Below are 19,105 nucleotides of genomic sequence, written 5' to 3'. Positions count from 1 at the left end.
TTAATGAAAGAACAGTTACGGCAGTTAGCCCTTGCTGTCTATCAGCTTGGGCGTGGAAAATTGTTAATGAAAAATCGGATAATCGTCTGATAAAACCTACAAACCAACCATTTTAGTAATAATTGCATAATGGTCTTCAAACATCATGGTAGCGTCAAGCTCAGCGAGTGGTAACCAAAAAGCCGTGGCTGCATCGTCGCCGCCTTTTACTTTTGGCAAGCCTTTTGGGTCATTTTTAAGTTGAAAATAAAAGGCTTGGGTAATCGTCCGACCACGTGCTGAGCGATATGGGTCATCAAAGGTATGCTGACTATGACAAGAGCCGCGCAATACTGGCTCAGGGACTTTTAGGCGAGTCTCCTCACGTAGCTCACGGATACAGGCATCGAATAAGGTCTCTTTTGGATTTAAAAATCCGCCTGGTAATGCCCAAAGTCCGCGCCCTGGCATACTGCGGCGCTCAACCAATAGAATATGTCCTGACTGGACAATCAGAGCATCTGCTGTCATAAAGGTTGGTGGATAAGGCGCTGATTCCCACTGTCTTTTATATTTATCAATAAAGTCGGCTTCTTCGTGCAGATTTTGATATTCGTCTGTCTTTTTGAAATCGTTCAGAACCTTGCGCGTCGATTCAGGTGTGCGTTCAGGAGTCGGGGTCGCACCCATTAGATAGCTATCGCGAATCGGGGTAGCGGATAGATTGTGATAGCTCGGTACTGAGACGGACGCCCAGTTGGGGAATAGCGATAAATAATACGAGGAGCTGTCTTTGGAATGACCAATCAAGCCGATATCAGTTTGCAAATCACCAGTGACAGACTTCACGCCTGCTTGCACGTACTGTAGCCAGCGCGTGTCGTTGTAGAGTGCATCATCTAGAGCAACGCAGTGAATACGTGCTGCTTCTGCTGCTGAATATGCGCCTTTAATCATGGCAGCACGCTCAGCGACGCTGAATGGATTGCGTAAACTACGCGGTAAGTTAGCAGAGCCGATCAACATAATGACATTATCAGCACGCTTCAATGCTTCGTCGATGACCGCCTTATGTCCACGATGGAAGGGCTGGAAACGCCCGATAAAAACCAAATAACGATAGTGTTTATTATCTTTAGCTGAACTTTGCTCTGATGATTCGCTCATATACGCCACTTTCCTACTACGGATATTTCATTGGTTAAAATTTATTGAGTAAAAAGTAATGACGCCAATACTGACACAGCCTATCACTCGCTGACAAGTATAAAGATGTTTAGAGGTGTGCGGTTTCTGATTATAGTCCGTACCATGCTGTAGTTAGGCTACAACTGCACCGCTATTTTAACGGGCATGCTGCTCAATCCACGCGGTAACTGTGGGCCAAATCTCGTGAGCGGCGTTACGACTGATCATAATGCGGCTGTGCGTATAATCGTCCAAATCCCCATGGCTGAGGGAGTATTCTCGAAAAATATTGGCAGGGTTTTTAAAGGGTTCAAAAAACAGCTGACAACCACGAGTAGGGGAGATGAAATTATCGCCTTTTGCGCTGATAGCATAGATAGGTATCGTGATTTTTGGCATCTGTTGCCGGTAGTCTAAAGGTGCATCATCAGCGGCGAATGTATCCATGCTGGCTGTATTAAATGTACGTTGTTTAAGAAAACTGCTGTTAAAGTTTTTTTGTAGATTCCAGTCGTACCATTGGTTCATCATATGATAGCTTTCATTAAAAGGCCCTAGCTTAATTTTTTTAGCAGGGATATAGCCAACCAGCCGCGTGAATAATTTTGCTACAAGAATTTTAGTATGATTTATCGGATTTATTGCAGCGCCATAAGCTTGGCAGGCAAACATGCTGGCGCTATTAATCTTATCGATATAGCAGGGATGCTGGATCAAAAACATCGTTAAGCCAACCCCGCCGCCGCTATGGGTGACGCAATGTAGATTATCGAGTTTTAATTCCTCAAAAAGGTAGCGAAAAGTCGCTTCATAGTCATAGGTTGCAACCGTTTCAAAGTTGAATTTTTCTTTGGGTATTGAGCTTGCGCCATGACCGCGCCATTCCATGATGTAGCAATGATGACCGAGGCGAGCTAGATACTCAGCGATTTTCAAACAGGTTTGTTTGTCCGAAAACGTGCCGTGCGTCAAAAATATGTTTTGCGCTTTTATCGCAAGTGTATTGGTGGTAGGGGTATCGCTCTTTGTTTCGTCTTTTGTATTATCCACAATCTTCCAAACGGCTACTTGTTCGTCGTCTTTGGTCGTTACTAGATTCAGTGTTTGTGTCATCATAAGATTGATTCAACTAAAATATGAAATTTCTGCTAGCTTAAATGTAATGTTTAACAATGAAAATTATAGTAATAAATATAAAGATGCTAAAAAATTGCGTTATAAAATAGCGTTTGAACATCCTCTTTTCTTCGATATCTAAGCGATCTCTATAGTCAATATAAAAGAATATCAACTGGAGTAATGGATTGCGAAAAAATACCAACGCTACATGAATTTTGATATAGCGGGACATAATTTCTTTTACAGCTTTGGTATAGTCAACACCCTCCGGTACTAAAAGCGCGACGACTATAATAAGGGCAACAAGAATGCCTAATATAATGATCAATAAGTAAACCTATAAAAAGGTATTTAGGACAATACACTTTACCTTGTAAATAGATCTAAAACTAGCGCTAGAAAATAGCAAGCATGATAAGTGGGTTGGTTGTATGGTCTCACACAGTGTTAGACATGCCGTAGCATTCGGAAGAAAGTAGGTGGTTAGTTAGTGTTCTAGGTGCTTGATAATCACGGTAGCTGTCTTTATATAGTAGGGGATATATCAATCATTAGATAAGCGCTATTTGTCGTCTCTATTTCGTCATTGTTAATAAAGCATTAATAAAACCGATAGCAGTCATTTGTGAGCATTTTGGTTTAATTCACAGTAGCGCAGTCGGAATTGTCGTCTGAGTACGTTATAATAGCTGCTATAAATTGAGCAAAATGTTATAACAACGGCAGTCCGCATTTTAAGACAACAGACCGTAATGATTGATAACCCGCATAACTTATACCCGCTACCTAATTTTAAATTCACGACACAGTAGCCATGACAGATATAGCGTTTGTGTCATAACGCATAGGACATATTATGAGTGAGCACAACCAAGCTGAGAGCCAACTAGACCAGTCAGCAGACTATGAATCAGCGCTAGATACTGAGCAAACTGTAGCAAAGAGCAATATTACTATTACTGAGTCAGCCCAAAGCTACTTAGCAGATTTGTTATCCAAGCAGGATACCGATGGTATCGGCGTGCGTATTTTCGTTGAGCATCCAGGTACGCCGCGTGCAGAGTGCTGTATGGCTTATAACCAACCGGGTGAAGAGGATAGCGCTGACCTGCGTTTTACGTATGAAAGCTTTTCTGCCTTTATCGAAGCGGCGTCTGTTCCTTATTTAGAGGATGCGGTGATTGACTATAATAAAGACCGTTTTGGTGGTCAGCTGACCTTCCGTGCGCCAAATTCTAAAGTGCCTAAAGTGGGTGCGGATGCCAGTGTCGAAGAACGTATCAACTACGTATTGCAGTCAGAGATTAATCCCGGCTTGGCGGCGCATGGTGGCGACGTACAGTTGCTTGAGCTGATTGATGAAGAAGGCGTTGGGCTGACTGCGGTATTGAAGTTTGGTGGTGGTTGCCAAGGCTGTTCAGCCGTTGACATGACCTTACGTCAAGGCGTTGAAGTGCAGCTGAAACAACAAATTCCAGAGCTGACCCAAGTGATTGATGAAACCGATCATACCCGTACCGAAAACGCTTACTATAAATAGAAATCTCAGTAAAAGCCAAAGCGTTAAGTAATATCTGAAGAGTTATTTTAATTAAAAAGCCAAGTTTTGATGAACTTGGCTTTTTTTATTGCTATGATTTGGTAAATTGTTTTTTAGCTGAATTTTCAGTGGTAGATTGTTAATTAATAATTTGTTGATTAGTCATTTATTGATTAATAACTTTTATCGAAATAAAGGAATATATAATGAGTGACGAACAAGCAGCCCAGCAAACAGCCCAAAAATCAGCGACGCCTCAACGTCTTGAGACCTTGGCGATTCACGCTGGTTATAGCGTTGAGCCAACGACCAAAGCGGTCGCAGTGCCTATCTATCACACCAGCTCGTATGCGTTTGATAATACCCAGCATGGTGCTGATTTGTTTGATCTAAAAGTTGCAGGTAATATCTATACCCGTATCATGAACCCGACCAATGCCGTGTTGGAGGAACGCGTCGCGGCGCTCGAAGGCGGTATCGGTGCCCTTGCAGTAGCATCTGGCATGGCAGCCATCACTTATGCGATCCAAACCATCTGTGAAGCGGGCGATAATATCGTTGCTGTGTCGACCTTGTACGGCGGTACTTATAATTTGTTTGCCCATGCATTGCCGCGTCAAGGTATCGAAGTCCGCTTCTTTGATCACAAAAATCCTGAGGCGATTCGTGATTTGATCGATGATAAGACTAAGATGGTCTTTGCAGAAAGTATCGGTAATCCATTAGGTAACATCGTTGATATTCAAGCGCTGAGTGATATCGCACATGAATATGGTGTGCCAGTGGTGATTGATAGTACGGTTGCCACGCCTGCGTTATGTCGTCCTTTTGAGTTTGGTGCGGATATCGTGATTCATTCATTGACTAAATATATGAGTGGTACGGGTACCTCGATTGGTGGGGCGATTGTCGATAGTGGTAAATTCGCATGGGGCGACTATCCTGAGCGTTTTCCCTTATTGAATACGCCAGATCATAGTTATCACGGTGTGAACTTTGTCAAAGACGTGGGTGCAGCAGCCTTTATCGCTCGTGCTCGTGTGGCACCGCTGCGTAATACTGGCGCGGCACTTAGCCCATTGAATGCCTTTGGTATTTTGCAAGGTATGGAGACATTGAGTCTACGTATGGAGCGCCATGTACAGAATGCCCAAGCCGTTGCAGAATATCTACGTGACCATGATAAAGTTGCTTGGGTGAAATATGCAGGGTTACCGGATCATCCTGAGCATGAGCTTGCCAAAAAATATATGAAAGGCACGCCTTCTGCTATTTTGACCTTTGGAGTCAAAGGTGGTCTAGAAGCAGGTGCGCGCTTTATCGATGCGCTGCAATTGATTACTCGTTTGGTCAATATCGGTGATGCCAAATCACTAGCCTGTCATCCAGCGACGACCACGCATCGCCAGCTCAATGAGCAAGAGCTCGAAAATGCAGGTGTAAGCACTGATATGGTTCGTTTATCAATTGGTATCGAGCACATCGAAGATATCAAAGCGGATCTTGCGCAAGCATTAGCCTCGGCTTAGTATTAAACGCTTTTTATTGAACTGAGCCATGTGAGCTGAGCAATGTGAACTGAATAATTTGTCTCATAATTAATAATAAAAAAGCCCATATCAATCGATATGGGCTTTTTTATTATCAGCAATGACAGATTTTTATAAGTTAAGCAGATAGTACACGCTTTGCAATATCTCTATAATCTTGTGAGGCTAATCGTGGTCCAAACTGTTGAATCACCTGCGCCGCCACTTCGCTGGCAAGACGACCACATTCAGGCAAGCTATAGTGCTGCGACAACGCGTATAAAAATGCTCCTGCATAATTATCACCGGCACCATTGGTATCAATGACATTAGTAACGATTGGTGTAGCAACTTCATAAATCTCAATCTCTGATTTATCATCAGCTTTATGAGCGATTGTTGCACCATTGGCACCATCAGTGACGACTGCCGTCTGGCAATACTCAAGCAGTGCGCGTGCGGCTGCCTTGACTTGTTTTTTGTCCGTAAAGAGTTTGGCTTCCTCACTATTACAGAATATCACTGCCACTTTATTGCCCAGCATATTGAGTAAACCGTCTTTGGCAAACTTCACCACGGCAGGATCAGCAAAACTTACGGCAATTTTTGCAGAATGAATCCCTGCTTGGTGACGCAACTGAGTCATAGCAGGCTGAATACTCTCAGTCATGGCCAAGTAGCCTTCTATATATAGCCAGTCAGCTTGTGTCAGCGCATCAAAATCGACATTTTCTGCGGTGATTTCGCTTGAAGTACCAAGATAAGTTTGCATGGTGCGCTCGCCATCTTCAGTGACTGCGACCACACATGAACCCGTTACTCCGCCTGCATGGATAGATTTCTCTGAAGTTGCAACACCTGCTTCATGTAAGTCTTTGAGATAAAACTCGCCTTGTTGATCGTCACCAACGCGGCACGCATAAAATGGCTTGCCGCCTAAACTGGCAAAGGTATACATCGTATTAGCCGCTGAGCCACCACCAGCCTGCTTTGATGGTGCAATTTCTGCCAGTTTAAAATACGCCAATAATTGCTGTTGCTCGTCGATACCTGCCAGCGTCATATTGCCTTTGGTCAAATCAGTCTCTTCTAGCGCCGCATCTGACAGCACATATTCATGGTCAACCAATGCGTTGCCTATCGCCATTACATTGTACATTGCTCACTTCTCCTCAATGGTTTTATAACTGTCTTTAATATTAATATCCAAAAATTATTCAGCTTGTAGCTCAAGTAAGCGCTGATATAGCGCATTCTTTTTGACGCCAGTGATATCAGCGCCCAATGCAGCGGCTTTTTTAACCGATAAGTCTTCAAGCAAGCGCTGCAATAATTTATCATGAATACTGATGTCATCCGCATCCTGCGCCACATTCACGCCAGCGACGACCACGACTATCTCACCGCGCTGTTGATTGTCATCAGCTTTGACAAATTCCACCAAATCCCCAAGGGTGCTTTTATGGACAGTTTCAAAGGTCTTAGTCAATTCACGGCAAAACGTCACTTCACGATCTGCGCCAAATACCGCCGCCATGTCTTCTAAACTGGCGATAATACGGTGCGGTGCTTCATAAAATATCAGCGTTTCAGTACGTGTGTTTAGAGCGGTAAGCTGTTTTTGGCGACCGTGGGTTTTGGCGGGTAAAAACCCAATAAAGCTAAAGCGGTCTGAGGGCAATCCTGCGACTGACAGTGCAGCAATGGCAGCAGAGGCACCAATGATAGGAGAGACTCTAACGCCTGCGGCATGAGCGGCCTGTACCAGTTGATAACCTGGATCACTGATGAGTGGCGTACCGGCATCACTAATCAAAGCAACCGAATGACCTTGCCCGATCATCTCGATAATTTTGGGTGTTTGAATGGCACTATTGTGTTCATGATATGCCCAAAGCTTGTTATGACCTTTTTGCTTGGTCGCGGTATCAGCGTCTGTCACGTTATTATCGGTATTATTTTTAGTGTTGGGAGCTTCTGACTCTTTTTCGTCGTCGGTTTTACTGCCTTTGGTATCAATGCCAAAATGAGACAATAGCTTACCTGAGGTACGGGTGTCTTCACAGGCAATGATGGCGACTTGTTTTAAAACATCGATGGCATGCGGCGTCATATCGCTCATATTGCCAATCGGCGTGGCAACGATATATAGACAAGCTGGCATCGCGGTAGGGCTAGACATGAAAACCTCGGAGTATTAAAAGCGGGAATTAAAATATAATGTGGCGCGCTGACTGACAAAACTGGTCAAAAATAGAACTTAAGCAAAGCATAAAACACCATGCCAGCATCTGCACGCGAAAGTGGCTAGTTTAGCATGATGTGCTATGATAATTCTGAAATGTTAACCAGACCCATCGACCTTATGTCCAGTCATAAACCTTTGAACCTCACTTCACCAAAGCAGCGCCAAGGCAGTCTGTTCGAGCAGCAGGCGTGTGAGTTTTTACAATCGCAAGGATTGATTTTGATTGCCCAAAATTGGCAGCAGCCCAAAGTGGGTGAGCTGGATTTGATTATGCTGGAGACAGGTTCAGCATGGTCGACATTGGTATTCATCGAAGTGCGTCAACGGCAGCGTTCAGGTTTTGGTGGTGCTGCACTGAGCGTGACGGCAAGCAAACAACGTAAAGTGATTAAAACGGCGCAATATTTTTTGCAACAGCATCCTGAGTATGAGGATTATGACTGTCGGTTCGATGTCATCGCTTATGATACGGTAGGTAATCATATTAAGACCAGTGGTCAAAACACAGCAAATCAACCACAATGGCTCAAAGGTGCTTTTATAGCAGATACGTGATAATAGGATGTAAAAGCAATCCAACTAGAAGGTAGTAAGTACTTATCATCAAATAAGCGTTACCAAAAACCTAACCGCTGATAGTAAAAATTAAGTAAAGTAGCTAAGTTGTTATTAACTGAATTAACAGTTGTCAAAACAAATGTTATTAGATTAAAACTGGCTCAATCAATTGACTTTATACGATCGTCACACTCATGTTCTAAGAGGTAAATCATGACACGGATGCATTTGCGCACTGCTATTTTTGGCTCATCACGCCGCACCGCGATAGGCGTTATGCTAATGACCAGCATCGTCACTACGGGCTGTACCACCAATTATTTGACCAACAGTACAGAAGGTACGTATGGTGTGCCAATGACAGAGCGTACCATTCCGCAGCGACTACTGGATCGCAGTATTGAACATACCGTCAAAATCAATGTTTATGGGTTAAAAGAAGACCTGCAACAAACCAGCCGTATGGGTATTGATAGCTTTAATAGTGAAGTGTTATTGACAGGCGAAGTACCCACTGAGGCCATCAAAGTAGAAGTCGAAAAAGTCGTTAGCTCTATGCCAGATGTGCGTCATGTCTATAATGAGCTAAACGTCAGCGCGTCTAAAGGCTATAGCTCGACGGTTCATGATGGCTATATCACCTCAAAGCTGCTGGCAAAAGTCGCCGCGAGTGATGGTGTCAAAGCCTCACAGATCAAAGCCGTGACCAATGATGGCGTGGTTTATATCATGGGACGTATGACACCGACTCAGCAGAGTCACCTAATCGATATTGCCAATAGCACCGTTGGTGTGACTGAGCTGGTACTGCTGACGACCGTCGTTGATGACAGGGGCGTAAAGATAAGTAAAGACGACATTATGTCTGAAAATAACTTGGTAAATCCTGCTTCAGCGCCAGTCGTTGTGGATGCTGCTAGCGTTAATAATTCTGAAGCGCCAGCGTCCGTTGCTACATCGACTCCTATCGTCGTGACCGAAGATGGCACAACCGTTGAGCAACCGTCATCAAGCCCATATATAGACCTGTATCAAGATCCGTAAAAAGTGTTCTAAAATACAGCTGTTATTTATCAATGAAACAAAAAAACAGTGGCTAAATAGCTTGTAGGGTAAGCTATTTGCCCCGTCAGTTTAAACCGTGTTTAATGACAAGAAACCTAAACACGGTTAACAGGAAAAACACGAGAACTTCTGAGCCAGCCAGTAAGATATAAAAAGCGAAGAAATAGACAAGACAGGATTAGTGCTTATTTTATAAAAGGACTATCGCAGTGCTGTTAATTTTGATCCATGTATAAATATAATAGGGATACTGGCAATGAAGGATGCAAACAAGCGCTTAGAATATAATAAAAGCCGTCAAAAAATAAATAATAAAAGCATGATTAATAATACTGCTAGCAAAGTAGGCATTCTAAAATTCACAGGTGTTGCCGCCTTAGCACTGGGTAGCGTTGCGCTAGCCACCCAGAATGCGCAAGCCTTATCGCCACTCGCTATCGTCAATGGCATTACTGCTAGTGGCGGCGTTGGCGTCAGCAAAAACATTCTCTATGGTGATGAGCCCGATCAAGATTTGGATATTTATTATCCCAAGCCATTAGCACAAGCGATGAAAGCCCAAAGCGCCATCAACGATGGTGCGATTAATGATAGCTATCCGATGGTGGTGTTTGTCCACGGTGGCTCATGGGAGAGTGGTGATAAAGAACAGTATGCCTTTGTTGGTCAGAGTTTGGCGCAAGCAGGTTATGTCACCGCCGTAATTAATTATCGTAAAGCGCCTGAGCATGTGTACCCTGATTATGTCAAAGATACGGCGCAAGCGATTGCTTGGAGTATCAATAATGCTCCGAGCTTACATGCTGATCCTAAACGCTTGGCGGTAATTGGACATTCTGCTGGTGCATTTAACGCGGTAGCAGCGGTCGCCAATGAAGATTTTTTAGCGCCTTATGGTATTAAGCCAAAAGATATTACCGCGGTCGTGGGTATTGCTGGTCCTTATAGTTATGACTTCCGTAAATTTGATAGCGCCACCGCCTTTGCTGCTGATGCCACGCCAGACGACGTTATGCCAGACCGTCAAATCAAAGGCGAGCAGCCCCCGTATTTATTGTTGACTGCCGAAAAAGACAAAGTGGTGTATGCGACCAATACGATTAAAATGACCAAAGCGTTGCAAGAGGCGGGCGTCACCGTAGAAAACGGTGAAATAAAAGGTGCCAGTCATGCGACCAGTATTGGTGCGATGGCCCCGCCGTTACGTTGGGTCAATGATGTACGCGCGCAAGTACTGACGTACTTGGATAAAATGCTCAAATAATGGACGGCAATCAGAAGTTAGGTGCAGTTGCGTAAGACAGTACTGTAAGATGCTTAAACTCTTGTTATAATGTCGTCACTTTAAATCTATACCCTATCTGACACTTTAAGGCAGAATATTCTATGAGCATGAACGCTGATGATTTGATTGCATTTTTACAGACTCACTTCCCAGACGCTTTTATTCAAGCTGCCAATCAAGGTAATAAGTTTGATGTACGCGTGGTTGATGCCAGTTTTGAAGGTAAGCGTGCCGTGCAACGTCAGCAGGCGATTTATGCATTAGTCAATGATAAGATCGCCAGTGGCGATATTCATGCGCTCAATATTCAAGCGCTGACGCCTGCTGAATGGGACGTTCAATCCAAAGGCTAGACCGTTATACATATGATTGGGCTTATTAGACTGGCTATTATGTTGGCTGGGTGTGATTGGTCTGATTTTCACTATTTTTAATACTCATCGTTAGGTTGTCACTTCTATGGATCAATTTTTAATCACTGGTAGTAGTCGTATCGCAGGGGAAGTTACTATCTCAGGCGCCAAAAATGCTGCTTTGCCGTTACTTGCCGCTATGATATTGGCCGAGACGCCAACGACATTGCACAATGTGCCATCGTTGCAAGATGTGCGGACGTTGATTGAATTGATCGGTGGTATGGGTATCAAAATCCAAAAGCAGGACGATACTGTCACCTGCGATACCAAGAATATCGATAATTTCTATGCACCGTATGATTTAGTAAAAACCATGCGCGCATCGATTTTAGTGCTTGGACCATTGCTGGCACGTTTTGGTGAGGCAGAAGTGTCATTGCCTGGCGGCTGTGCCATTGGTTCACGTCCTGTTGACCAACACCTAAAAGCCTTTGAGGCGATGGGTGCTGAAATTAGTGTCGAAAATGGTTACGTAAAAGCACAAGCGCCAAAAGGCGGTAAGCTGATTGGTTGTAACTACTCTTTTGATATGATTACCGTGGGCGGTACTGAAAACGTTATTATGGCAGCCGCACTTGCTAAAGGTACGACCGTCTTAGGTAATTGTGCCCTTGAGCCAGAAGTCGTTGATTTGGCCAATATGTTGGTCGCGATGGGCGCTAAAATCAGCGGTATCGGCACTTCGATTATGACCATCGAAGGCGTTGAGCGCTTACACGGTTGTGAGTATTCGGTGGTACCGGATCGTATCGAAACAGGCTCATACCTTGCTGGCGCACTCATGACGCGTGGCGATGTGTTGACTAAAAACACCTCTGCGCTATTACTAACACCTGTATTAGAAAAATTCGAAGACATGGGTGCCATTATTACCACTGGTGATGGTTGGATTCGTGCGCAGATGAAAGGTCGCCCTAAAGCGGTTGATATCCGTACTCAGCCGCATCCAGGTTTCCCAACCGATATGCAAGCGCAGGTCATGGCTATTGCGTGTCTGGCGGATGGTACGAGTACCTTTATCGAAAATATCTTTGAAAACCGCTATATGCATGTCCCTGAGCTTAATCGTCTAGGCGCTTCTATCCAAGTAGATGGTCATACGGCCGTAGTAAAAGGCGTCGAAAACTTCACCGCTGCCCCTGTGATGGCGACTGATTTACGTGCGTCTATGTCATTGGTGATGGCAGCGGCAACTGCTGAAGGTGAAAGTTTAATCGACCGCATTTATCATATCGATCGTGGTTATGAGCATGTCGAAGAAAAGCTGCGTGCGCTTGGGGTCAATATCGAACGTATCAATACTAACGACTAATATCGATTTACTTATCAAATCCATGACCTCAATGATTGACACGATTGGCATTGATATGAATAGCTTAGCAATCTACCACTATTAGTAACCTACCAATAAAAGCCCCCTTCAGCGGGGGTGTTAACTGCACATGGACATGATGTCATTATGACTGAAGCAAGCAATAGCCTACCAAATGATGGTTTATTAAATGAAGTAAATGATGAGTTTTCAGGCTTAACACTGGCCTTATCAAAAGGTCGTATTCTAGAAGAGACCATGCCATTGCTACGCGCAGCTGGTGTTGAGTTATTAGAAGATCCTGAAGCCTCACGCAAACTTATTTTTCCAACCTCAAACCCCAATGTGCGTGTATTGATTTTGCGTGCCAGTGATGTGCCAACCTACGTTGAGCATGGCGCGGCTGACTTTGGAGTGGCGGGTAAAGATGTGTTGCTTGAACATGGTGCCAACCATGTCTATGAGTTACTTGATTTGCAAATTGCTCAGTGTAAGTTGATGACAGCTGGCGTGAAAGATGCGCCGCTACCCAATCGTCGCCTACGTATTGCGACCAAATACGTCAATGTTGCCCGCGCTTACTTTGCCAGCCAAGGTCAGCAAGTGGATGTGATTAAACTGTATGGCTCTATGGAGCTTGCGCCGTTGGTCGGGTTGGGTGATTTGATCGTCGATGTGGTTGATACAGGTAATACGTTGCGCGCAAATGGTCTTGAAGCACGCGACCATATTTGCGATGTGTCCTCACGCCTTATCGTCAATCAAGTGAGCTACAAGCGTAAATTTGCGTTACTTGAGCCGATTTTAGATAGCTTTAAAAACAGTATTGCTAGCGCTTCATAAATTAATTCCTAATGAATCAATGCTTTATCAAACGATACTAATCATTGGTAATCTTAAGCATTGTCATACAAATTTTTAAACCAGTTTAGCGCTATAAAATAGATATAGCGTGCTAAACTGGTTTTGTTGTATTTGCTTGCCAGAAAGTATGAGGTTAGTATAATCTGAACAAACTAAATATATAGAAACTGGTATATCAGCCATCACAATTATTATTAATACTCAATACCCCTCATTTTTACATCGCTAATTTTCAGCAGTCTTTTATGCTCAGATATAGGATTAAGTCATGCGCCAACTAAGTACCCAAGATGCCGATTTTGACAGTCAATTGACAGAGTTACTTGCCTTTGAAACCGTCAATGATGCCGATTTGTTAAAGACCGTTGATGATATAATCGCGCAAGTTAGGCATGATGGCGATCGCGTCGTACTGGCGTTAACCCAGCAATTCGATCAGCATCCAGCGACAACGATGCAAGAGCTAGAGCTGTCTAAAGAGGCGCTTGCTGAAGCGTTTGCGAATCTTGATGATACAGTAAAATCCGCATTGACCACCGCAGCAACGCGTGTGCAGGCCTTTCATGAGCGCCAAGTACAAGAGACTTGGCAGTATGAAGATGAGCTTGGTAATCGCTTGGGTCAAAAAGTCACTGCACTTGATCGAGTAGGCATCTATGTCCCTGGTGGTTTGGCCTCTTATCCGTCTTCGGTATTGATGAATGCCATTCCTGCCAAAGTGGCGGGTGTTAAAGAGGTCATCATGGTAGTGCCAGCGCCAAAAGGCGTGCTCAATCCATTGGTATTGGCAGCTGCGCATTTGGCACAAGTCGACCGTGTCTTTACCATCGGCGGTGCGCAAGCGGTTGCTGCCTTGGCATATGGTACCGAAACGATTCCAGCGGTGGATAAAATCACTGGCCCTGGTAATAAATATGTTGCTGCCGCCAAGCGCGCAGTATTTGGTCAAGTTGGGATTGATATGATCGCTGGTCCTTCTGAAGTATTGGTCTATGCAGAGGGCGAGGCGCAAGACCGTGCTGATTGGTTGGCCATGGATTTACTGTCACAAGCTGAACATGACCGTATCGCTCAAGCTATCTTTGTCACAACCAGTGAACAGCAGCTAGCTGAAGTTGCCGCTGAGATCGAAAAAGCATTGGCAGAATTGCCAAAAGCCGATATCGCCCGCGATTCGCTAAAAAATCGTGGCGCACTTATTTTAGTCAAAGACCGCGTGGAAGGTATGGCTGTGATTAATCGGGTTGCCCCAGAACATTTAGAGTTGTCAGTTGATCATCCTGATGCGCTACTCAACGATATTCGTCATGCAGGTGCTATTTTCATGGGACGTCACACGCCTGAGGCGATTGGTGACTACTGCGCAGGACCCAATCACGTGTTGCCAACATCTGGCACTGCGCGTTTCTCTTCACCGCTAGGTGTTTATGATTTCCAAAAGAAATCCTCTATTATTTATTGTACTGAAGCCGGTAGTAAGCCATTGGCTGAGACCGCAGATATTTTAGCGCAACGTGAGGACTTAGAAGCCCATGCGCGCTCAGCCCGTTATCGTTATCAGTAACGTGGCTTGATGATTGCTTTTGAATTGTACTTTTGAGATTTATATTTAATAATTTATGTGGCTAATAGTAGGATAACTTATGAGTGAGTTAAAGATAGACACCAGACTTTGGTCATCTAAAGCGCGTAATTTGTCACCTTACGTTCCTGGTGAGCAGCCTCAGCATGAAAATTTATGCAAATTAAATACCAATGAAAACCCATTCCCACCGTCACCGAAAGTAGGCGAGGCAATCGCAAAAGTCCTAGAGCAGCAAGCGGCTGATCTGCGTTTATATCCAGCGCCTGAGTCTGATGATTTGCGTGCCGCATTGGCACAACTCTATGATATTGATATCAACCAAGTGTTTGTTGGCAATGGCTCTGATGAAGTATTGGCGCTAGTATTTGCCAGCTTTTTCCTAAAAGAGCGACCTGTTTTAGCACCTGATATCAGCTATAGTTTCTATCCAGTCTATGCGCAGACCTTGGGTATCGAGCTGGTACAAATTGCCTTGGAAGAAGATTTTAGTATTGATCCTGATGCTTATCGCCAGCCTTGTAGCGGCATTATCATTGCCAATCCAAATGCCCCAACTGGACTGCTATTATCGCTTGCCGATATTCGCAAGCTGGCTAGTGAGCACTCAAACTCAGTGATTGTGATTGATGAGGCTTATATTGATTTTGCGCGGGCAGCTGACGGTAGCTCAGATGCAGAAATTTCAGCAGTGAGCCTAATCAATGAGTTTGACAACATTCTTGTTACCCAAACCTTTTCAAAGTCACGTTCGCTTGCTGGATTACGCGTTGGTATGGCTTTTGGTAATGCCTCATTGGTTGAAGCCTTAACCCGTATGAAAAACAGCTTTAATAGCTATCCACTGGATAAGCTGGCGCAAGTAGGGGCGACTGCCAGTGTATTGGATGTTGAGTATTTTACCCAGACCTGCCAGCAAGTCATCGACTTACGCCACTCTCTGACAGCAGAGCTGACAGCGTTAGGTTTTGATGTGTTGCCATCGCATGCCAACTTTGTTTTTGCCCGCCCTAAAGATGGTAATGCTAAGACGGTAGCGAATGCGTTACGTGAGCAAGGTATCATCGTCCGTCATTTTGACAAGCCACGCATCAATGAGTATTTGCGTATCACTACCGGTACAGCAGAGCAAAACAACCGTTTGATAGATGCTTTACAGACGTTGCAGAAAGAGGCTGAAATCATTGCTGATTAATATCTGGTTCGCGATTTAAATCCTGATAATTGCATCACGATGCTTGTATTGATAAAAAGCCTGCCAACATTATGTTGAGCAGGCTTTTTGACAAATTTCTCTAGTCACGTTTTTAGAACAATCTTAAGGGTATTTGTGGGTATTTTTTTTGAGTTAAAACGCTTAATAGATTACCGACTTTATCCAAACATTCTTGGTATTCAGCATCGCAATCAGAGGCAACAGTGATACCACCGCCTGCCCATAAGCTGATATGTCTTTTTTTCAGCCCATTATGTGATGAAGTGTTAGCTTGCAGCGTACGAATGAGTACATTCCATTGACCACTGCCATCAAAGTTCATATAGCCCAATGTGCCGCAATAAGCACCGCGCGGTGCAGTTTCTAGCTCAGATATAATTTCAACTGCCCGCTTTTTTGGTGTGCCAGTAATCGAGCCAGCAGGCAAACTACCAAACAAAACGGCGAGTGGGTGAGTGTCCGTCTGTAATTCTGCGGTAATGGTGCTGACCATATGGTGCACATTGCTAAAACTCTCAATCGAGAATAACTGCGGCACTTTGACGCTGCCAATCTTGGCATATTTGCCCAAATCATTACGTAGCAAATCGACAATCATCACATTTTCGGCGCGATCCTTTTCACTATCAGTCAGTTGCTGTTTATAAGCATGGTCTTGTTGAATATTGTTGCTGCGCGGCATGGTCCCTTTGATGGGCTTAGTGATGATATGGTGCTTGCCAGTATCGATATCCTTGGTAAATGTAAAAAACAACTCAGGCGAGCAGCTCAATAATTCAAACGGATGCTGGGACGTATTATTTTTGATTTCACGGTTAAAGGGATTAACCGCTAAGTATCCAGCAAAAGGTGCTTGGGTATTACGATGTAAAGCAGGTAAGTAATCAATCAGCATCGGCAAAGCGCTATTATCGCTAGGGTTATGATCAAAAAAACCTTGCCATTCTTGGGTTAGGTTGATTTGATAACAGTCGCCTTGCTGTAGATATTTTTGGGTTTGATTGAATGCTTGTTGATAGTCTTGTTTGCGCCATCGTGACTTTAATACTAAAGGAGCAGGCAGTGGTGATGCTGTCAGTTGCGTTTTATTGAGACAGTTATCAGCCAGATTTTTATCTACTATATCTAAATAAGAGACAAGTGCCGTGATCATTTTATTTTTTTGCTGATTATCAGAGTCGTTTTCAGAGTCGTTAGCAGTTGCCTTTATCGTTAATTCCCAACCCGTGTTGCCATGATTTTTCTCAGGTGCTAAGTAAATATCATAATGTCCTAATACGGCACAAGGCTGTGCTGCTCGCTCAATTTTGGCGGCCGGGCTTAGCTCATGAGCCGCAATATCATAACCAATAAAACCTATCAGACCATGATGATAACTTGGTTTTTCATTTAAATCGCTTACTGATTCTGAGTTTTCATTATCAGTCTCATAAGTTTGACTATAACTGATTAATTCATCTTGCCAGTCGCTATAACTCCTATAAGTGACAGTGATATCATTGTGAACGGCGTCACGATAGGTTTTTGTGACTTGATAAAGGGCTGCTTGTTCGTTAGAATTTGACGTTTTTTCAGAATAATCATAAACAGACCAGCTTACTTTTGGCAATAAGCCAATCACCGGTTGACCATCATTGTTGAGCCAAACCAATTGCCAGTTTGCCTTAGTATCTTGTGCGATTAAATACTGCTGTAGCAGCGGCATAAATTCTGCAGCCGATAGGTCACCAAAACGCCAGCTAGGTTTAGTAGCTGGCGATGGATCAGACATTATTTGCTCAGTTTTGAGAGGATGTGCTGCGAGCATAGTTAGGCGTCAAACTTCTTAATGATTAATGTGGCATTAGTACCGCCGAAGCCGAAGCTGTTGCTCATTAGTGTCTCAAGCTTGGCTTCACGCATTTCGGTGACAATATCAAAGCCTTCAGCCGCAGGATCTAAATTATCAACATTGATACTGGGTGCAATGAAGCCTTCTTGTAGCATCAATAAGCAATAAATCAGCTCTTGCGCACCAACGGCACCAAGGCTATGACCTGTCATAGATTTAGTAGAGCTGATCGCAGGTACTTGACTGATATCATCGCCAAATGCTTTAGCAATGGCTTTAAGCTCAGTGATGTCACCTAACGGCGTGCTGGTACCGTGGCTGTTTATATAGTCGACAGTTTGCAAACCAGCTTCGGCTAGGGCTTGCTGCATACAGCGCACGGCACCTTCACCACTTGGCGCAACCATTTCAGCACCATCAGAGCTGGCACCATAACCGACGATTTCAGCCAGTATATTGGCACCACGTGCTTGTGCATGTTCTAGACTTTCAACCACGACCATCGCACCACCAGCAGCAATCACGAAGCCATCACGATCTTTATCATAAGCTCTTGAGGCGCGCTGCGGTGTCTCATTATATTGAGTACTGACTGCACCCATGGCATCAAACATACAAGACTGTGTCCAATGTTCCGCTTCGCTACCACCCGCGAGTATCACATCTGCTTTGCCTAATTGAATAAGTTCAGCCGCATGACCGATACAATGGGTTGAGGTGGCACAAGCAGAGGTGAGCGAGTATGATACGCCTTGGATTTTTAGACCTGTAGCAAGCGCCGCTGATACTGAGCTGCCCATTGTTTTTGGCACAGCCATCGCGCCGACACCGCGCAGACCTTTATCCCGCATGGCATCTATGGCATTGACAATATTCTCTGTCGACGCGCCGCCAGAGCTTGCGACCACGCCCACGCGTGGATTATTATTGATGGTTTCAAGCGACAAACCAGACTGCTCAATGGCGTTTAAAGCACTGACATAAGCGTATAGACTGGCATCACTAAAAAACCGCTTCAACTTACGATCGATACCACTGGTATCAAGCGTCGACTGGTCGATACTGCCGCTAACGTGTGATTTAAACCCATGCTCAGCATAAGCCTCATTAAATGTAATGCCAGACTGCCCTTGCTTTAGAGCGGCAGTAACCGTGGCTAAATCATGTCCGATACAAGAGACGATCCCTGCTCCAGTGATAACAACGCGGCGCATATTCTATTCCTTATGAGTAACGATTTTTCACAATTACTTTTAATAATCGTTTTTAAGTATGTATTTCTATTATTTAATATTAGGGTATGTTGAGCGTTAAAGTCTCATTTTACAATCATTGTGATGATCATAGTAAAACTATATGCTTGGTAACTGATT

The 19,105-nt window shown here is 44.1% G+C and carries 16 protein-coding genes; 10 read left to right on the top strand and 6 right to left on the bottom strand.

Translation table 11 applies throughout. From position 1 onward, the window contains the following. Positions 1-96 precede the first annotated feature (96 nt). Together ACP69U_RS07115 and ACP69U_RS07110 are read right to left on the bottom strand one after the other, a co-directional pair. Positions 97-1,146 carry a bifunctional nicotinamide-nucleotide adenylyltransferase/Nudix hydroxylase gene (locus tag ACP69U_RS07115; protein WP_055125886.1) on the bottom strand — a complete coding sequence of 350 codons (1,050 nt, stop codon included), beginning with the start codon at positions 1,144-1,146 and terminating at the stop codon, positions 97-99. 177 nt (positions 1,147-1,323) lie between these two features. Beyond that, entirely contained in the window at positions 1,324-2,283 is a 960-nt protein-coding gene (locus ACP69U_RS07110) for an alpha/beta fold hydrolase (protein ID WP_426138205.1), read from the bottom strand. A gap of 859 nt (positions 2,284-3,142) precedes the next feature. On the opposite strand from ACP69U_RS07110, the gene nfuA reads away from it, so the two are divergent. Continuing rightward, positions 3,143-3,826, top strand: a complete 684-nt coding sequence (gene nfuA / locus ACP69U_RS07105) for a Fe-S biogenesis protein NfuA (protein WP_198330258.1) — start codon at positions 3,143-3,145, stop codon at positions 3,824-3,826. 206 nt (positions 3,827-4,032) lie between these two features. After that, entirely contained in the window at positions 4,033-5,355 is a 1,323-nt protein-coding gene (locus ACP69U_RS07100; RefSeq protein ID WP_060491886.1) for an O-acetylhomoserine aminocarboxypropyltransferase/cysteine synthase family protein, read from the top strand. A gap of 139 nt (positions 5,356-5,494) precedes the next feature. Here the strand turns inward: ACP69U_RS07100 and ACP69U_RS07095 are convergent, their stop codons facing one another. Then, on the bottom strand, positions 5,495-6,514 hold the full coding sequence (locus tag ACP69U_RS07095) for an adenosine kinase (protein ID WP_198330257.1): 1,020 nt from the start codon (positions 6,512-6,514) through the stop codon (positions 5,495-5,497). Between the two features lie 54 nt (positions 6,515-6,568). Further along, positions 6,569-7,537, bottom strand: a complete 969-nt coding sequence (rsmI, locus tag ACP69U_RS07090) for a 16S rRNA (cytidine(1402)-2'-O)-methyltransferase (protein WP_198330256.1) — start codon at positions 7,535-7,537, stop codon at positions 6,569-6,571. 135 nt (positions 7,538-7,672) lie between these two features. Here rsmI and ACP69U_RS07085 point away from each other — a divergent pair, with 135 nt between their 5' ends. From ACP69U_RS07085 to hisC, 8 genes are all read left to right on the top strand, one after another. Continuing rightward, the gene (locus ACP69U_RS07085) at positions 7,673-8,158 is read left to right on the top strand and encodes a YraN family protein (protein ID WP_426138204.1); all 486 of its coding nucleotides are present in this window, start codon (positions 7,673-7,675) and stop codon (positions 8,156-8,158) included. Positions 8,159-8,374: 216 nt separating this feature from the next. Beyond that, complete coding sequence (locus ACP69U_RS07080) at positions 8,375-9,205, top strand: BON domain-containing protein (protein WP_426138203.1); 831 nt, start codon at positions 8,375-8,377, stop codon at positions 9,203-9,205. A gap of 277 nt (positions 9,206-9,482) precedes the next feature. Next, complete coding sequence (locus ACP69U_RS07075; protein WP_426138202.1) at positions 9,483-10,490, top strand: alpha/beta hydrolase; 1,008 nt, start codon at positions 9,483-9,485, stop codon at positions 10,488-10,490. Positions 10,491-10,612: 122 nt separating this feature from the next. After that, positions 10,613-10,864: a BolA family protein gene (locus tag ACP69U_RS07070; protein WP_010200621.1), complete on the top strand. Its 252-nt coding sequence runs from the start codon at positions 10,613-10,615 to the stop codon at positions 10,862-10,864. 106 nt (positions 10,865-10,970) lie between these two features. After that, the gene (gene murA, locus ACP69U_RS07065) at positions 10,971-12,239 is read left to right on the top strand and encodes a UDP-N-acetylglucosamine 1-carboxyvinyltransferase (protein ID WP_201540651.1); all 1,269 of its coding nucleotides are present in this window, start codon (positions 10,971-10,973) and stop codon (positions 12,237-12,239) included. A 147-nt stretch (positions 12,240-12,386) separates the two neighbouring features. Further along, positions 12,387-13,082 (top strand): ATP phosphoribosyltransferase, encoded by a 696-nt coding sequence (gene hisG / locus ACP69U_RS07060; protein ID WP_045447985.1) that lies wholly within the window; start codon positions 12,387-12,389, stop codon positions 13,080-13,082. 289 nt (positions 13,083-13,371) lie between these two features. Further along, positions 13,372-14,667 (top strand): histidinol dehydrogenase, encoded by a 1,296-nt coding sequence (gene hisD / locus ACP69U_RS07055; RefSeq protein ID WP_426138201.1) that lies wholly within the window; start codon positions 13,372-13,374, stop codon positions 14,665-14,667. Between the two features lie 79 nt (positions 14,668-14,746). Then, positions 14,747-15,880, top strand: a complete 1,134-nt coding sequence (gene hisC / locus ACP69U_RS07050; RefSeq protein ID WP_426138200.1) for a histidinol-phosphate transaminase — start codon at positions 14,747-14,749, stop codon at positions 15,878-15,880. Between the two features lie 112 nt (positions 15,881-15,992). On the opposite strand, the gene ACP69U_RS07045 is transcribed toward hisC, so the two are convergent. Together ACP69U_RS07045 and ACP69U_RS07040 are read right to left on the bottom strand one after the other, a co-directional pair. Continuing rightward, the gene (locus tag ACP69U_RS07045) at positions 15,993-17,672 is read right to left on the bottom strand and encodes an anthranilate synthase component I family protein (RefSeq protein ID WP_426138199.1); all 1,680 of its coding nucleotides are present in this window, start codon (positions 17,670-17,672) and stop codon (positions 15,993-15,995) included. 38 nt (positions 17,673-17,710) lie between these two features. Further along, positions 17,711-18,946: a beta-ketoacyl-ACP synthase II gene (locus tag ACP69U_RS07040; RefSeq protein WP_201540647.1), complete on the bottom strand. Its 1,236-nt coding sequence runs from the start codon at positions 18,944-18,946 to the stop codon at positions 17,711-17,713. Positions 18,947-19,105 lie beyond the last annotated feature (159 nt).

This window comes from Psychrobacter sp. TWR1-1-1 (assembly GCF_049895865.1).
GTDB classification, from domain to species: Bacteria; Pseudomonadota; Gammaproteobacteria; order Pseudomonadales; family Moraxellaceae; genus Psychrobacter; species Psychrobacter immobilis_A.
This window is presented reverse-complemented; position numbering and strand designations above follow the sequence as displayed.

What these genes read in the sequence shown, in the direction of transcription:
- ACP69U_RS07115 (WP_055125886.1), bottom strand. Translation starts at nt 1,146, where the DNA reads ATGAGCGAATCATCAGAGCAAAGTTCAGCTAAAGATAATAAACACTAT.
- ACP69U_RS07110 (WP_426138205.1), bottom strand. Translation starts at nt 2,283, where the DNA reads ATGATGACACAAACACTGAATCTAGTAACGACCAAAGACGACGAACAA.
- nfuA (WP_198330258.1), top strand. Translation starts at nt 3,143, where the DNA reads ATGAGTGAGCACAACCAAGCTGAGAGCCAACTAGACCAGTCAGCAGAC.
- ACP69U_RS07100 (WP_060491886.1), top strand. Translation starts at nt 4,033, where the DNA reads ATGAGTGACGAACAAGCAGCCCAGCAAACAGCCCAAAAATCAGCGACG.
- ACP69U_RS07095 (WP_198330257.1), bottom strand. Translation starts at nt 6,514, where the DNA reads ATGTACAATGTAATGGCGATAGGCAACGCATTGGTTGACCATGAATAT.
- rsmI (WP_198330256.1), bottom strand. Translation starts at nt 7,537, where the DNA reads ATGTCTAGCCCTACCGCGATGCCAGCTTGTCTATATATCGTTGCCACG.
- ACP69U_RS07085 (WP_426138204.1), top strand. Translation starts at nt 7,673, where the DNA reads ATGATGTGCTATGATAATTCTGAAATGTTAACCAGACCCATCGACCTT.
- ACP69U_RS07080 (WP_426138203.1), top strand. Translation starts at nt 8,375, where the DNA reads ATGACACGGATGCATTTGCGCACTGCTATTTTTGGCTCATCACGCCGC.
- ACP69U_RS07075 (WP_426138202.1), top strand. Translation starts at nt 9,483, where the DNA reads ATGAAGGATGCAAACAAGCGCTTAGAATATAATAAAAGCCGTCAAAAA.
- ACP69U_RS07070 (WP_010200621.1), top strand. Translation starts at nt 10,613, where the DNA reads ATGAGCATGAACGCTGATGATTTGATTGCATTTTTACAGACTCACTTC.
- murA (WP_201540651.1), top strand. Translation starts at nt 10,971, where the DNA reads ATGGATCAATTTTTAATCACTGGTAGTAGTCGTATCGCAGGGGAAGTT.
- hisG (WP_045447985.1), top strand. Translation starts at nt 12,387, where the DNA reads ATGACTGAAGCAAGCAATAGCCTACCAAATGATGGTTTATTAAATGAA.
- hisD (WP_426138201.1), top strand. Translation starts at nt 13,372, where the DNA reads ATGCGCCAACTAAGTACCCAAGATGCCGATTTTGACAGTCAATTGACA.
- hisC (WP_426138200.1), top strand. Translation starts at nt 14,747, where the DNA reads ATGAGTGAGTTAAAGATAGACACCAGACTTTGGTCATCTAAAGCGCGT.
- ACP69U_RS07045 (WP_426138199.1), bottom strand. Translation starts at nt 17,672, where the DNA reads ATGTCTGATCCATCGCCAGCTACTAAACCTAGCTGGCGTTTTGGTGAC.
- ACP69U_RS07040 (WP_201540647.1), bottom strand. Translation starts at nt 18,946, where the DNA reads ATGCGCCGCGTTGTTATCACTGGAGCAGGGATCGTCTCTTGTATCGGA.